Genomic DNA, 15,694 nt, shown 5'->3' with positions numbered 1-15,694 from the left:
CTCGACGTGTCGGCGACCGGCCGGTATGTCCGGATGTACGGCCTGACCAGGGCCACGGCGTACGGCTACTCGCTCTGGGAGTTCGCCGTCAACACCACGGGCGGCGGTGACGGCGGCGGCGATCTCCCCGGCGGCGGCGACCTCGGGCCGAACGTGAAGGTCTTCGACCCGTCGATGTCGAGCGCGAGCATCCAGAGCACGCTCGACACCATTTTCGGCCAGCAGGAGTCGAACCAGTTCGGCAGCCAGCGCTACGCGCTGCTGTTCAAGCCGGGCACCTACAGCGGCCTCAACGCCCAGATCGGCTTCTACACCTCGATCGCCGGTCTCGGCCAGTCGCCCGACAACGTGACGATCAACGGAGACATCACCGTCGACGCCGGGTGGTTCAACGGCAACGCCACCCAGAACTTCTGGCGGTCGGCGGAGAACCTGGCCGTCGTCCCGGTCAACGGCACCGACCGGTGGGCCGTGGCCCAGGCCGCGCCGTTCCGGCGGATCCACGTGCGCGGCGGGCTGAACCTCGCCCCCAACGGGTACGGCTGGGCCAGCGGCGGCTACATCGCCGACAGCAAGATCGACGGCACGGTCGGCCCGTACTCCCAGCAGCAGTGGTTCACCCGCGACAGCACCATCGGCGGCTGGACCAACGCCGTGTGGAACATGGTGTTCTCCGGCGTCGTCGGCGCCCCGGCGCAGAGCTTCCCGAACCCGCCGTACACGACGCTCGCGACCAGCCCGGTCACCCGGGAGAAGCCGTACCTGTACGTGGACTCGGGCGGCGCCTACCGCGTCTTCGTCCCCTCGCTGCGGACCAACTCCAGCGGCGTGAGCTGGGCGAACGGCGCGACCCCCGGCACGTCGATCCCGCTGACGCAGTTCTACGTCGCCAAGCCGTCCGACAGCGCCGCCACGCTCAACCAGGCGCTGGGCCAGGGCCTCAACCTGCTGTTCACGCCCGGCATCTATCACCTCAACCAGACGCTCAACGTGACCCGGGCGGACACGGTGGTCCTCGGGCTCGGCTACGCCACGCTGATCCCGGACAACGGAGTCGTCGCGATGAACGTCGCGGACGTCGACGGCGTGAAGATCGCCGGTCTGCTCTTCGACGCCGGCACGGTCAACTCGCCGGTGCTGCTGCGGGTCGGCCCGGACGGCGCCTCGGCGAGCCACGCCGGCAACCCCACCTCGATCCAGGACGTGTTCTTCCGGATCGGCGGCGCGGGACCCGGCTCGGCCACGACCAGCGTGGTCGTGAACAGCGACAACACGATCATCGACCACATCTGGGCGTGGCGCGCCGACCACGGCGCCGGCGTGGGCTGGAACACCAACCCCGCCGACACCGGCCTGATCGTCAACGGCGACAACGTCACGGCGTACGGCCTGTTCGTCGAGCATTACAGGAAGTACGAGGTGATCTGGAACGGCCAGGGCGGTAAGACGATCTTCTTCCAGAACGAGCTGCCCTACGACCCGCCGAACCAGGCGTCCTGGATGAACGGCTCGACCCGGGGCTACGCCGCCTACAAGGTGGCCGACAGCGTGACCAGCCACGAGGCCTGGGGCATGGGCAGCTACTGCAACTTCAGCACCGACCCCTCTATCGTGGCCGAGCGCGGCTTCGAGGCCCCGAACAGATCCGGGGTGAGGTTCCACGACCTGCTCACGGTGTCGCTGGGCGGGGTCGGCACGATCGCCCACGTCATCAACGACACGGGCGGCGCGGCCCAGGGCACGGCCACCGTTCCGGTCAACGTGGTCAGCTACCCCTGACGGTCGCCGGCCCCTGACAGCAGGGCGCGGCGGGAGGCTCGTCGCCTCCCGCCGCGCTCCGCGCGTCCACGGGGATCCACTACATCCGGGCGCCGGCGGGCTCGAGCGTGTGGATCCGCACGGCGTGCCGTACGCGCATCTCGAGCTCGTCCAGCTCGGCCGGGGTGGCCGCGTCGATGAGGAACGTCACCGCGCGGTCGTCGGAGCTGTGCAGCGGCCCGAGCTCGGCGCCCCGGTCCTTGAGCACGAGTACGGCGCGCAGGGTGGGCGGGTCGTCCGGGGCGCCGGGCTCGACCTCGGGCCACAGGCCGCCTTCGCCCACCCAGGCCGGTGAGATCCCCGGCCAGTCCACCGTCACGTCGCCGAGCCGTCCGGGCTCGTGTTCCAGGTAGACCTGCCGGGCGTACCGGCGCGGCGCGGGATAGTCCGCGGGCTCTCCCAGGGCGATGCGGATGATCTCCGGCTCCATCGGGGCGCCGGTCGCGAGCGAGTAGAGGATCGACAGGCCGTCGCCGGGAGTGCGCGCGGCCACCTCCATCAGGTAGGGGCGGCCCGCGTCGTCCACCCGCCACTCGGCGTGCGCGATGCCGTCGGCGAAGGCCAGCCGTTCGAGCATGCGCCGGTTGGCGTCGAGGATGATCCGGTTGACGCCCTCCAGCTCGTTCGGGACCGAGTGGGACAGCTCGACGAAGGTGCGGGTGCCCGACTCGGTCGTCTCCTTGCGGGTCACCGAGGCGAAGACGACCCGGCCGTCCTGCACCAGGCTCTCCACGGAGAACTCCTGGCCGGTCACCTTCTCCTCCACCAGCACCGTCTCGTGCGGCAGGTACGCGTCGAGCTGGGCGCGCAGCTCGGCCGGGTCGCGGACGGTCTCCACACCCGAGCTGGAGTGCCGGCTCGCGGGCTTGACCACGGCGGGAAACGACACGCCGGCGGCGGTGAACGTCGCGCGCTCGGCCGGGGGGACGACCACCGAGGCCGGGCTGAACTCCGGCAGATACCACCGCTGGAGGTACTTGCTGCGGCAGGCGCGGGTGGCCCGCAGGCCGGGGGAGGGCAGGCCGAGAGCATCGGCGAGCAGGCCGGTCGGCTCGACCAGCGTCTCGCCGACCGCGTAGACGCCGGTGATGTCGTAGCGGTCCCGCCACGCCCGTACGCCGGAGATCACACCGGCGGTGAACGAGTTGTCCGTGTTGACGTCGCCGTCGGTGAAGGCGATCTCCTCGATGACCGATGCCGGGTGCTCGGGGTCGCGCATCTGGGCCAGGGCCTGCTCACGCCAGGAGGCCGGGGTGACCACGAGGATCCGCAGCCCGCGGCGGGACAGTTCGCGCAGATAAAGAGGGGCCCGGCAGATCACCAGGAATGATCCGGTAAGTACGAATGCTCGAGGTTTCACTTTCGTCACCGCCGTTTCTCGCACGTGCTCACAGGCACTTCGCGAACGGACATTAGTTCCGTCATTTTCGGACGGTCAACGAAATTTCCCGATCATTCGGGATGACCCGTTTCCCGATAGGGGTGGACCGGGGTCGCCGGCCGGCCTTCGTCCCTCCGGCCTCGGGGGTGCCGAGAAGTCCGAGGTAGTCCCGGATTGTCCGGCCGTGCTGTGGGGCCGTTAGGGGTTGTGAGAAATGTGCGCCGGATCGAATCCTGAATTAGCCCGACAGGGCCGGAACATCGGTGCACCCCCGATTGGAGGGCTGTTCACATGGCTGGCAACGGCGCCGGAGAAGACGGTCTGGAGACGCTGCGGGCCTCACTCGACCGCATCGACGAGTCGCTGCTCGACACCCTGCGCAGGCGTATCGAGTGCTGCGTGGAAATCGCGCATTTCAAGCGCGAGCACAACGTCCCGATGATGCAGCCCCACCGCATCGGCATCGTGCAGCGGCGGGCCGCCCGATACGCGCAGGACCACGGAATCGACCCCGACTTCCTGCGCCGCCTCTACGAACTCGTCATCGCGGAGACCTGCAGGGTCGAGGACCTGGTGATCGGCGATGTCGCCGCTCGGTGAGCGCGGCGCCGGCGGCTCACCCGGCTATTCCGACACGGCTTGGAGGAACCCCGGAATGAGAACGATCCTGATCGACAATTACGACTCGTTCACCTACAACCTCTACCAGCTCCTGGGTGAGGTGAACGGACAGCCGCCGGTCGTGGTGCGCAACGACGCCGACTGGTCCCAGGTGCCGATCCACGAGTTCGACAGCGTCGTGATCTCCCCGGGTCCCGGCCGGCCCGAGCGGGCCCGCGACTTCGGCGTGAGCGCGCGGGCCATCCGCGAGAGCGGGCTGCCCGTGCTCGGCGTCTGCCTCGGCCACCAGGGCATCTGCCACCTGTTCGGCGGGACCGTCACCCACGCGCCGCAGCCGATGCACGGCCGCGTCTCGCAGGTGCGCCACACCGGCGCCGACATCTTCGCCGGGCTGCCCTCGCCGTTCTCGGTCGTGCGCTACCACTCGCTGGCCGCCACCGACCTGCCGGACGAGCTGGAGGCCGTGGCCTGGACCGACGACGGCGTCGTCATGGGGGTCCGGCACCGCACCGAGCCCATCTGGGGCGTCCAGTTCCACCCCGAGTCGATCAGCAGCGAGCACGGCCGCGAGCTGCTGGCCAACTTCCGCGACCTCGCGCTGGCCCACCGCCGGGCCAGGGAGGAGCGCGCCGCCGCCGCCCGCTCGCCCTACCGGGTGCACGTGCGCAGGCTGCCGCTGCTGCCGGACGCGGAGACCGCCTACCGCGAGCTGTTCGCGGGCAAGGAGCACGGCTTCTGGCTCGACAGCAGCTCGGTCATCGAGGGGCTGTCGCGGTTCTCGTTCATGGGCGACGGCTCCGGGCCGCTCGCCGAGTACGTCACCTACCGGGTGGCGGAGGGAACGGTCACAGTACGCCGGGCCGACGGGTCGCGGCAGCGCGTCGAGCAGCCGTTCTTCGAGTACCTCGACGAGCAGCTGCGTGAGCGCGCCGTGCCGGCGCCCGAGGGCCTGCCGTTCGACTTCAACCTCGGGTACGTCGGCTACCTGGGCTACGAGCTCAAGGCCGAGGCGGGCGGCCAGGCCGCGCACCAGGCCGAGGAGCCCGACGCGGCGCTGCTGTTCGCCGACCGGATGCTCGTGCTCGACGACGTGGAGGGCGTCTGCTACCTGCTCGCGCTGACGACGAGCGCGGACGGGGACACCGACGGCGGCGCGATCGCCTGGCTGGACGAGACCGCGGCGCGGCTGTTCTCCCTGCCGAGGCACGAGCCGGCCGAGCCGGCCGCGTTCGCGGGGGTCGGCATGACCGACCCGGCGATCGCCGGCGCGGTGGAGATGCGGCACGACAAGCAGGGCTACCTCAGCCGGATCGGCGAGTGCCTGGAGGAGATCTACCACGGCGAGTCCTACGAGATCTGCCTGACCAACGCGGTCACCGTCCGGGCCGAGATCGACCCGCTGCGGACCTACAGCCACCTGCGGAAGATCAGCCCGGTGCCGTACGGCGCGCTGCTCGACTTCCCCGACGTCGCGGTGCTCAGCGCCTCGCCCGAGCGGTTCATGACGATCGGCCCCGACCGGGTCGCCGAGTCCAAGCCGATCAAGGGCACCCGGCCGCGCGGCGCGACGCCCGAGGAGGACGAGGCGCTCCGCCACGACCTGCTCAGCCGCGAGAAGGACCGCGCCGAGAACCTCATGATCGTCGACTTGATCCGCAACGACCTGAACACCGTCTGCGAGGTCGGGTCGGTGCACGTGCCCCGGCTCTTCCACGTCGAGACGTACGCGCCGGTGCACCAGCTCGTCTCCACGATCCGCGGCACGCTGCGGCCGGAGGAGTCGGTGGTGACCTGCGTGCGGGCCGCCTTCCCCGGCGGGTCGATGACCGGCGCCCCCAAGATCCGCACGATGGAGATCATCGACCGCCTGGAGGAGGGCCCGCGCGGCGCCTACTCCGGCGCGCTCGGCTGGTTCTCCCTCGGCGGGGCCACCGACCTCAGCATCATCATCCGCACTCTCGTCGCCACCCGCGACCGGGTCAGCTTCGGCGTCGGCGGCGCGATCGTGGCCCTGTCGGACCCCGAGGAGGAGTTCGAGGAGACGGTCGTCAAGTCCCGCGCCATGATCACCGCGGTGCTCGAAACCGCGGCCCAGGCCGTGGGGGCCTGACGATGGACCGCGGGGACCACACGACGGCCTGTGACCGCCCGGCGGCGGATCACGGGGAGACGGACCTGCTGCGGCGCTGCGTCGTCGTCGGCGGCGCGGGCGCCGTGGGCGGCCTGTTCGCCGAGCACCTGCTGCGGTCCGGCGCCGAGGTGCTCGTCGTCGACCCCGCGCCCGGCGCGGCCACCGGGGCATCGGCCGCCGGGTCCGCGCGGGCCGTGAACGTCGCCTCGCAGGATGTCACGGCCGGGAGCCCCGCCGGGGCGCCCCCGGCCGGTGAGGCGAGGGTCCTGCGGGGCGACATCACGGACATCGGGCCCGAACTCGCCGGCGAGATCGGGCGGGCCGACCTGGTCCTGCTCGCGGTGCCCGAACAGGTGGCGCTGGCGGCGGTGAAGCAGGTGGCCGCGGCGATGCGACCGGGCGCGCTGCTCGCCGACACGCTCTCGGTCAAGGGCCCGATCGCCGAAGAGATCCTGGCCCATGCCGGGGACGTCGAGGCGGCCGGTCTCAACCCGATGTTCGCCCCGTCGCTCGGCTTCGCGGGGCGGCCGGTCGCCGCCGTCGTGGTCCACGACGGTCCCCGCGCGAGGGCGCTGCTGCGGCTGGTCGAGAGCTGGGGCGGCCGTGCCGTACGGCTCGGCGCGCACGAGCACGACCGGCTGGCCGCGGCGACGCAGGCGCTCACCCACGCGGCGGTGCTGTCGTTCGGGCTCGCGCTGGCCGGCCTCGGCGTCGGCGTCGCCGAACTGGCCGCCGTCGCCCCGCCGCCCCACGCCACGATGCTCGCGCTGCTGGCCCGGATCGCCGGGGGCACCCCGGAGGTCTACTGGGACGTCCAGTCGGCCAACCCGCAGGCCGCCGCCGCCCGCGCGGCGCTGGCCGAAGGCGTACGCACGCTCGCCGGTCTCCTCGACGGGCGGGCGGACGGGGAGGCGGAGTTCGCGGCGGCCCTGGGCGCGCTGCGCGACCTCCTCGGCCCCGATCTCGGCTTCTACCGCGACACCTGCGCCGAGATGTTCGGCGCACTGCCCTCCTACGAGCCCCGCTCCCCCCACGAGTCCAGCCTCCACGAGCTCAGCCACCACGAGTCCAGCCTCAACGAGCACAGTCCCTCCACGAGCACGTCATCTCCCGTCACTACCGAAAGGTGAGATCGATGACCATCTCCATCTCCCACGAGACCGTCCTCACGCCGGAGCAGCGCGCCCGGATCGCCGCGGACCCCGACCTCGGCGGCGGCAACCTGCTGACGAAGGCCATCGAGGCCAACCCGCACCCGGAGCTGCCGTTCATCCACCTGGGCCGGCCGCTGACCAACACCAAGGGTGAGCAGCAGACCGAGTTCAGCCTGCTGGAGCTGGACGAGCTGGCCCAGAGCTGGTCGGTGTGGTACCTCCGCCAGGGCGTACGGCCCCGCGACCGGGTGGCCATCTACCTGGAGGACTCCTTCGCCTACTCCCTGCACTTCTACGCGCTGGCCCAGATCGGCGCGGTGGCGGTGCTGGTCAACAGCAAGGCCTCGCGTTACATCGCCACCGAGCTGTGCCGCCAGACCAACCCCATCGGCATGTACACCGACCTCGCCCACCTGGAGATCCTCGGCGAGGAGTTCCACCTGCTGCCGGGCCTGCGGTGGACGCAGGTGGCCGAGGAGCTGCCCGCGCCCCCGCCCGCCACGCTGCCGCAGGAGGCCCGTTTCCGCCACGTCGGCGAGGACCCGGTCTCGATCCTGCACTCCTCCGGCACCACCGGGCGGCCCAAGCCGGTCATCCAGACCCACCGCTCGTGCGTGGCCGGGCCGCGCTTCCGTCTCGTGGACCACCACGAGCAGCCGGGCGCCGTGATGATGACCGCGCTGCCGCAGTCGCACCTCGGCTGCATCGCCTACACGACGTACGCCATGCTCGGCGGCACGCCGATCGTGCCGTGGTTCGACACCAGCGGCCCCGAGCTGGCCAAGGCCGTCGAGAAGTACCGCCCGACGACCGTCATGGCCTTCGGCCACGCGTACGCCGAGCTGGCCGGCGCGGACCTGCCGGCCGGGACGATCGACTCGGTCAACGTCTGGATCTCCATCGGCGACGCGGTGCACGAGAAGCACATCAAGGCGATCCTGGCCATGCGGGACCCGTCGCTGCCGCCGGCCGCCTTCTTCGACCGCCTCGGCACCACCGAGCTGGGCTGGGGCGTGCTGCTGAAGGTCCGCACGCTGTCCGACGAGCGCAACGACCGGTGCGTGGGCAAGCCGGTCGGCGTCGCCGAGGTCGCCGTGCTGCGCAGGGACGGCACGGTCGCCGACGTCAACGAGGTCGGGCTGCTCGGCGCGAAGGGCCCGGCGATCACCGCCGGATACTGGAGCGACTCCGACACCACCTACCGCAGCAAGCTGTCGGGCTACTGGCTGACCGGCGACATGGCCTACCGCGACGAGGCGGGCAACTACTTCCAGGTCGACCGGGCGGTGGACGCGATCGAGACCCCGACCGGCACCGGCTACTCGGTCTTCATGGAGGAGCTGCTGCTCAACGACCTGCCCGAGGTCCTCGACTGCGCCGTCGTGGCGGGCATCCACCGCGGCCGGACGGTCCCGGTGGCGGTCGTGACGTCCAGCGCCGCCAGGCCGGACGCGCAGAAGCTGCTCAACGAGGCGAACGAGAAGCTGAAGGCCGCCGGTCACCCCGAGCTGACCATGCTGGAGGTCGCGCGCAACGAGGAGGACTTCCCGGTCGGCGTCACCGGCAAGGTCCTCAAGCGCCGGCTGCGGGAGAAGTACAGCTCGCTGTCCACCTACATCCGCGAGAACGGCGGCAAGTCGCTCGGCACGATCCTCACCGACGTCTTCGTCTGATCCCGCCCTGCCGACGCCCCGATCCCGCCACCCGCACGCGGATCAACGGCGATCCGCACCGATCCGCGCCGCCGGGCCGGAGTTCCCCCCAAGAACCGGCCCGGCGGCGCACACGCGGACGACCCCGCCGCCCCGACACCACGAAGACCCGACCACACGGATGTGGAGAACTGCCATGACTGACGCCGAGCTGTTGCTGGTGTTCGACTCGACGATCGATCCGTCCGGGATCGCCGGGTGGGCCCAGCACTTCGACTCCACCGGCACCACGACCACGACGTACCGTCTGGGCGGGGCGGACGTGATGGTGGCGCAGGGGCCCGGCACCCTGCTGCCCCTCCCGGCCGACCTGCCCCGGCCGCGGCAGACGGCACGGGCGAGCGGCGGCTTCCGGCTCGGCCGGCGCGAGCTGTTCCCCGCCGGCACGGCCGTGAGCATCGGCTCCGCGGTGGTCGGGGACGGGGACATCGCGGTCTTCGCCGGACCCTGCGCCGTCGAGAACCCCGGGCAGATGATGTCCACGGCCAGGGCCGCCGCCCGGCACGGCGCGGTCGGCCTGCGCGGCGGCGCGTTCAAGCCGCGCACCACGCCGTACTCCTTCCAGGGCCTCAAGTGGGCGGGCCTGGACCTGCTGGCGCAGGCCAGGGAGGAGACCGGCCTGCCGATCCTCACCGAGGTGGTCGACCCCCGGCACGTCGACCGGATGGCCGAGGTGGTCGACGGCTTCCAGATCGGCACCCGCAACATGCAGAACTTCGAGCTGCTGACCGAGGTGGGCCGCAGCGGCATGCCGGCCGTGCTCAAGCGCGGCTTCGGCTGCACGGTCGACGAACTGCTCACCGCCGCCGAATACATCCTCGCCGAGGGCAACGACCAGCTCGTGCTGTGCGAGCGGGGGATCAGGACGTTCGAGGGGGCCACCCGCTTCACGCTCGACCTGTCGGCGGTGGCGCTGCTCAAGCGGCGCACCCACCTGCCGGTGATGGTCGACCCCAGCCACTCCCTCGGCATCCCCGAGCTCATCGAGCCGCTCACGCTGGCCGCCGTCGCGGCGGGCGCCGACGCCCTGCTGATCGACGTGCACGTCCAGCCCGAGCAGGCGCTGTGCGACGGCAAGCAGGCGCTGCTCCCCGAGGACTTCGCCCGGCTGATGAGCCGCCTGGAGATGCTCGCGCTCGGCGTCGGCCGCCGGATGGCCCCGGCCCCGGCCGCCGACTACTCCGAGATCCACGACGCCCTCACCCCCGACGTCGTCTAGGGAGTGTCCCGTGATCTTTTGCCGTAGCGAGGATCGTCCAGGTGGATGCCTCGCAAGGCCGAGGAGGAGGCCATAGCGGAGCTATGGGCGACGACGAGAACGCGGCGAGGCGCCATCTGGGCGACCGCAGTAGGCGAAAAAGATCACTGGACACGACCAGGCCCGGCTGCGTACGAGTGCCGGTCGAGGAGGTGGAGCGATGCGCGCGGCGACGAACCCGCGCCCGGCGGACACCGCCGACGGCGCCGACGGCACCGCCGTCGACACTCACTGCCCGTACTGCGCGTTGCAGTGCGGCATGACCCTCAGCCCGGCGGGCCGCGCCTCGGTGCGAGTGCGGCCCCGCGACCCGTCCGCGGGCGGACTGTGCCAGAAGGGCTGGGCCGCCGCGGCCCTGCTCGGCTCGCCGGCCCGGCTCACCACGCCGCTCGTCCGGGACGGCGGGACCCTGCGCCCGGCGAGCTGGGACGAGGCACTCGGCCTCGTCGCCCGCAGGATCACGGAGATCGCCGCGGAGCGCGGGCCCGACGCCGTCGCGGTCTTCGGCGGCGGCGGACTCACCAACGAGAAGGCGTATCTGCTCGGCAAGTTCGCCCGGGTGGCGCTCGGCACCTCACAGATCGACTACAACGGCAGGTTCTGCATGTCGTCGGCGGCGGCCGCGGCGCACCGCGCCTTCGGCCTCGACCGGGGGCTGCCGTTTCCCCTGGCCGACCTGGAGGGCGCGGACGCGGTGCTGCTCGCCGGAGCCAACCCGGCCGAGACGATGCCGCCGTTCCTGTCCCACCTGCGCCGCGCCATGGACGCCGGGGGGCTGATCGTGATCGATCCCCGGCGCACCCCGACGGCCGAGCGCGCGGCGCTGCACCTCGCGCCGGCCCCGGGCACCGACCTCGCGCTCGCGCTCGGCATCCTCCACGCCGCCGTGAGCGACGGCCACCTCGACCAGGCGTACGTCGCCGAGCGGACGACGGGCTTCGAGGAGACCTGGCGGGTGGCCGCCGCCTGGTGGCCCGAGCGGGTCGAGCGGGTGACCGGCGTCGCCGCCGCCGACCAGCGCAGGGCCGCCGCGATCCTTTCCGAGGCCGCGAGCGCGTACGTGCTGACCGCCAGGGGGGTGGAGCAGCACGCCACGGGCGTGGACACGGCCGGGGCCTGGATCAACCTGGCGCTCGCGCTGGGCCTGCCCGGCCGCCGCGGCTCGGGCTGGGGCTGCCTGACCGGCCAGGGCAACGGCCAGGGCGGGCGCGAGCACGGGCAGAAGGCCGACCAGCTGCCCGGCTACCGGCGGATCGACGACCCGGCGGCCCGCGCCCACGTGGCACGGGTGTGGGGGGTCGAACCGTCCGCGCTGCCCGGTCCGGGACGGTCCGCGTTCGAGCTGCTCGACGCGCTCGGCACCTCCGGCGGCCCGTCCGCGCTGCTGGTCTTCGGCAGCAACCCGGTCGTGTCGGCGCCGCACTCGGCCCGGGTGGCCGAGCGGCTGGCCGCGCTCGACCTTCTCGTGGTCTCCGACATCGTGCTGTCGGAGACGGCCAGGGCCGCCGACGTGGTCCTGCCGATCACACAGTGGGCCGAGGAGGACGGCACGCTGACCAACCTCGAAGGGCGCGTGCTGCTGCGCCGCCGCGCGCTGACCCCGCCGCCCGGGGTGCGCACCGACCTGGAGGTCCTGCACGACCTGGCCGTACGGCTCGGGCAGCCGCCCGAGCGCTTCCCCGCCGACCCCGAGACGGTCTTCACCGAGCTGCGGGCGGCGTCGGAGGGCGGCCCCGCCGACTACTCGGGTGTGACCTGGGACCGGCTGCGCGCCGGGGAGCGGCTCCACTGGCCCGTTCCGGCCGGGCCCGCATTCCGCCGGCCGGGGCATCCGGGGACGCCGCGGCTGTTCCTGGACCGGTTCGCCCATCCCGACGGGCGGGCCAGGTTCGCCGCCGTGGACCACAAAGGGCCGGCTGAGCCGCCGGACGAGGAGTTCCCCCTGTACGCGATCACCGGGCGGGTGCTCCAGCACTACCAGTCGGGTGCGCAGACCCGGCGCGTGGAGGAGCTGCGCGCGGCCGTGCCCGAGGCGTACGTCGAGGTGCACCCGGACACCGCACGCCGGGCCGGGCTGGGCGACGGCGCGGCTGCGGCGGTCGCGGGCAGGCGCGGGCGGGTCGTCGCGACGGTGCGCTGCGTGCCGTCGATGCGGCCCGACGTGGTCTTCCTGCCGTTCCACTTCCCGGGCGCCCAGCGCGCCAACCTCGTGACGAATCCGGCGCTCGACCCCGTCAGCCGGATGCCCGAATTCAAGGTCTGCGCCGTACGGCTGACGCCGGCGGGGGAACGGGAGGCGCAGTGAAAACCAGGGTCGTGATCGCCGGGTACGGCATGGCCGGCGCCCGGCTGGCGGAGGAGATCCGCCGCAGGGACCCGGCGGGAGAGCGCGTCGCGATCGTCGCGATCGGCGACGAGCCGCACCCGCCGTACAACCGGGTCCTGCTGTCGAACGTGCTGGCGGGCGCGATGTCCGCCGACTCGGTGCGGCTGCAGGAGGAGGGCTGGGCCGCCGCGCACGGCGTCGAGGTGCGCCGGGGCCGCGAGGTCGTCTCGATCGACCGCGCCGGGCGCGCCGTCGCCCTCGACGACGGCACCCGGGTCGGCTACGACGTGCTCGTGCTGGCGACCGGCGCCCGTGCGTGGGTGCCGCCGGTGGAGGGGCTGACCGGCGACGACGGCGGTCTCACCCCCGGCGTGGCGACGTTCCGCACGCTGGACGACTGCGCCGCGATCGCGGCCGGAGCGCGCGGCGGCGTGCGCGTGGCCGTGCTCGGCGGCGGCCTGCTCGGCCTGGAGGCGGCACGCGGCCTGGCGGCGCGCGGCAACACCGTCACCGTCGTCCATCCGCGCCGCCACCTGATGGAGCGCCAGCTCGACGACGGTGCGGGCCAGGTGCTCGCGCAGGTCCTGCGCGGCCTCGGCGTGCGGGTGCTGCTGAACTCGCGGGCGGCCCGTTACCTGCCCGGCGACGGGCTGAAGCTGGACGACGGCCGGCTGGTCGAGGCCGACCTCCTCGTCGTGGCGGCGGGCGTGCGCCCGCAGACCGCGCAGGCGTCGGCGGCCGGGCTCGCGGTCGACGGCGGCGTGCTGGTGGACGACGACCTGCGCACGAGCGACCCGCTGATCCACGCCATCGGCGACTGCGCCCGGCATCCCGGCACGGTCCCCGGCCTGGTGCAGCCCGCCTGGGAGCAGGCCGCCGCGCTGGCCGCGCTGCTCACCGGCACGCGCTCGCCGTACCGCGGCACGAAGGTGGTGACCCGGCTCAAGGCGAGCGGGGTGGACCTGGCCGCGCTCGGCGACGTGCACGCCGCGCCGGACGACCCCCGCGCCGAGGTGCTGTGGCTGAGCGAGCCGGCCCGGGGCCGCTACGCCAAGCTCGTCGTCCGCGACGAGCGGGTCGCGGGGGCCATCGCGCTCGGCGTGCCCGACGCCGCCGCCACGATCACCCAGTACTACGACCGCGGCCTGCCCGTGCCGCCCGACCGGCTCGCGCTGCTGCTCGGGCGGGCCATGCCGTACGGCGAGGGCGGGGCCCCCGGCGGCGGGGACGCGGCGGCGCTGCCGGGGACGAGCGTGGTGTGCCGCTGCAACGCGGTCAGCAAGGACAGGCTGGTCGCCGCGTGGCGGTCCGGAGCCCGCGACCTGACCGCGCTCGCCTCGGCCACCCGGGCGACCACGGGCTGCGGCACCTGCGCCGACACGGTGTGCGGCATCGCCCGCTGGCTCGCCCGCGCGGACAAGGAAGAAGCCGCGGGGGTGGCGCATGCCTAGTCCTGAGACCCCGACGACGACCACGCTGACGAGGAGATCCGCATGAGTGACACGACGACGGCGGCCGCGCGGCGCGGCCGCGGATGGATCGACCACTGGAACCCGGAGGACGAGGAGTTCTGGGAGACCACCGGCCGCCGGGTGGCCCGGCGCAACCTGATCCTGTCGGTCTTCACCGAGCACCTGGGCTTCGCGATCTGGGTGCTGTGGTCGGTGGTGGTGCTGAGCCTGCCCGCCGCCGGGCTGCCGATGAGCGTGTCGGAGTCGTTCTGGCTCGTCTCCGCGCCCAACCTGGTCGGCGCGGCGATCCGGATCCCGTACACGTTCGCGGTGCCGCGCTTCGGCGGCCGGGTGTGGACGACGATATCGGCGGCGCTGCTGCTGGTCCCGTCCTCGCTGCTGGCGTTCGTCGTGCCCAGCGGGTGGCTGGCCGCGCAGGACCACGACACGAGGTTCTGGGTCCTGCTGGCCTGCGCCGCCGTGGCGGGCGTCGGCGGCGGCAACTTCTCCTCCTCGATGGCGAACATCTCGTTCTTCTATCCGGAGCGGCGCAAGGGCTTCGCGCTCGGCCTCAACGCGGCCGGCGGCAACCTCGGCGTCGCGGTCGTGCAGCTCCTGGTGCCGCTGGTGGTCGTCGCCGGCGTGCCCGTGGCGGCGTCGGGCACGCGGGTCCACCTCGCGTACGCCGGCCTGGTGTGGATGCCGTTCATCGTGATCGCCGGGATCGGCGCCTGGCTGTTCATGGACAGCCTCGCCGAGGCCAAGGCCGACCCCCGGTCGTACGCCGCGGCGCTGCGGCACGGGCAGACCTGGGTCGTGTCGCTGCTCTACGTCGGCACGTTCGGCTCGTTCATCGGGTTCTCCTTCGCGCTGCCGCTGGTGATCAGGACGACGTTCCCGGAGTTCCTGGCCCAGCATCCGTTCATCCGCGACTACCTCGCCGGGCTGGGCTTCGTCGGGGCGCTGGTCGGCTCCGTCGCCCGGCCGCTCGGGGGACGGCTGTCCGACCGGTACGGCGGGGCCCGGGTCACGCTGGCCGTCTTCGCCGGGATGGTGGTGGCGACGGTCGCGGCGGCGGGCGGGGTGATGCGCCACGACTTCGGCCTGTTCTTCTGCTCCTACCTGGTCGTCTTCGCCTGCTCCGGGGTGGGCAACGGCTCGACGTACCGGATGATCCCGGTGATCTTCGGCGAGTTGGGGCGCAGGGAGGCGGCCAGGCGCGGTCTCGACGCGGCGCTGACCGCGCCGGACTACAAGCGCAGGGCGGCGGCCGTGATCGGCATCGCCGGGGCGATCGGCGCGTTCGGCGGGTTCCTGATCCAGCAGGTGTTCCGCCTGGCGAGCACCGACGCGGCGAGCGCGATGAAGGGCGTCACCGGAGCCGCCGCGGCCCGCGTCGCCCAGGAGCACGCGGGCTGGTCGCTGCCCGCCCTGTGGATCTTCGTCGGCGCCTACGTGCTGCTCGCCGGGCTCACGTGGTGGACCTACCTGAGGCGCGGGCCGAGCCGAGCGCCGAGCTTCGCCTACGCCCGAGTGTGAATTTTCGTAGCACCCCGGCGTAACCAAAGTTGTAGGCCGTATGCCCCTTCCGTCATCCGGCCCGGTCATTAGGGTGCGCGGCCGTTGTGGCGGTCATACGCGCGTGCCAGCGTGCTGGTCAGAGGGCCCGCGAGACGGCTCGTACGGGATGTGGAGGGATTTCGATGGCACGTCGCATTCGCGTCGGCAAGCCGACCAGGAAGCCCCAGTCGAACGCGCCCGACCTCCGCACCCCGTCGGGCCGCGAGCTGCCCTACTGACCGAGACCCACGCAAAGCACAACAGCCGCTTCCAGCAGAAAGA

General features: G+C 72.7%; 10 protein-coding genes. 9 read left to right on the top strand and 1 reads right to left on the bottom strand.

Going from position 1 to position 15,694, the window contains the following annotated elements:
* Positions 1-1,779 (top strand): hypothetical protein (locus BXA11_RS39425; protein ID WP_076442993.1); only part of this gene is annotated, 1,779 nt, incomplete at its 5' end.
* Positions 1,780-1,858: 79 nt separating this feature from the next.
* On the opposite strand, the gene BXA11_RS39420 is transcribed toward BXA11_RS39425, so the two are convergent.
* Complete coding sequence (locus BXA11_RS39420) at positions 1,859-3,178, bottom strand: ATP-grasp domain-containing protein (RefSeq protein WP_051762008.1); 1,320 nt, start codon at positions 3,176-3,178, stop codon at positions 1,859-1,861.
* Positions 3,179-3,490: 312 nt separating this feature from the next.
* On the opposite strand from BXA11_RS39420, the gene BXA11_RS39415 reads away from it, so the two are divergent.
* The 8 genes from BXA11_RS39415 (at position 3,491) to BXA11_RS39380 (ending at position 15,391) form a co-directional block, all read left to right on the top strand.
* Positions 3,491-3,799, top strand: coding sequence for a chorismate mutase family protein (locus tag BXA11_RS39415; protein ID WP_030509683.1), 309 nt, complete (start codon positions 3,491-3,493; stop codon positions 3,797-3,799).
* A 55-nt stretch (positions 3,800-3,854) separates the two neighbouring features.
* Positions 3,855-5,930, top strand: coding sequence for an aminodeoxychorismate synthase component I (gene pabB, locus BXA11_RS39410; RefSeq protein ID WP_076442981.1), 2,076 nt, complete (start codon positions 3,855-3,857; stop codon positions 5,928-5,930).
* A 2-nt stretch (positions 5,931-5,932) separates the two neighbouring features.
* Complete coding sequence (locus BXA11_RS39405; RefSeq protein WP_076442979.1) at positions 5,933-7,081, top strand: prephenate dehydrogenase/arogenate dehydrogenase family protein; 1,149 nt, start codon at positions 5,933-5,935, stop codon at positions 7,079-7,081.
* A 5-nt stretch (positions 7,082-7,086) separates the two neighbouring features.
* Positions 7,087-8,778, top strand: a complete 1,692-nt coding sequence (locus tag BXA11_RS39400) for a class I adenylate-forming enzyme family protein (RefSeq protein WP_030509686.1) — start codon at positions 7,087-7,089, stop codon at positions 8,776-8,778.
* Between the two features lie 175 nt (positions 8,779-8,953).
* Entirely contained in the window at positions 8,954-10,036 is a 1,083-nt protein-coding gene (gene aroF / locus BXA11_RS39395) for a 3-deoxy-7-phosphoheptulonate synthase (protein ID WP_076442977.1), read from the top strand.
* A 298-nt stretch (positions 10,037-10,334) separates the two neighbouring features.
* On the top strand, positions 10,335-12,380 hold the full coding sequence (locus tag BXA11_RS39390; protein ID WP_239105142.1) for a molybdopterin oxidoreductase family protein: 2,046 nt from the start codon (positions 10,335-10,337) through the stop codon (positions 12,378-12,380).
* Positions 12,377-13,852 (top strand): FAD-dependent oxidoreductase, encoded by a 1,476-nt coding sequence (locus BXA11_RS39385; protein WP_143734786.1) that lies wholly within the window; start codon positions 12,377-12,379, stop codon positions 13,850-13,852. Before BXA11_RS39390 ends, BXA11_RS39385 begins: the two co-directional genes overlap by 4 nt.
* A 42-nt stretch (positions 13,853-13,894) precedes the next feature.
* Positions 13,895-15,391, top strand: coding sequence for an MFS transporter (locus BXA11_RS39380; protein WP_076442973.1), 1,497 nt, complete (start codon positions 13,895-13,897; stop codon positions 15,389-15,391).
* The last annotated feature ends 303 nt before the right edge of the window (positions 15,392-15,694 follow it).

It is taken from the genome of Microbispora rosea, from assembly GCF_900156315.1.
Taxonomy (GTDB): domain Bacteria; phylum Actinomycetota; class Actinomycetes; order Streptosporangiales; family Streptosporangiaceae; genus Microbispora; species Microbispora rosea.
The sequence above is the reverse complement of the archived record's forward strand: the minus strand, read 5'-3'. Positions and strand labels throughout refer to the sequence as shown.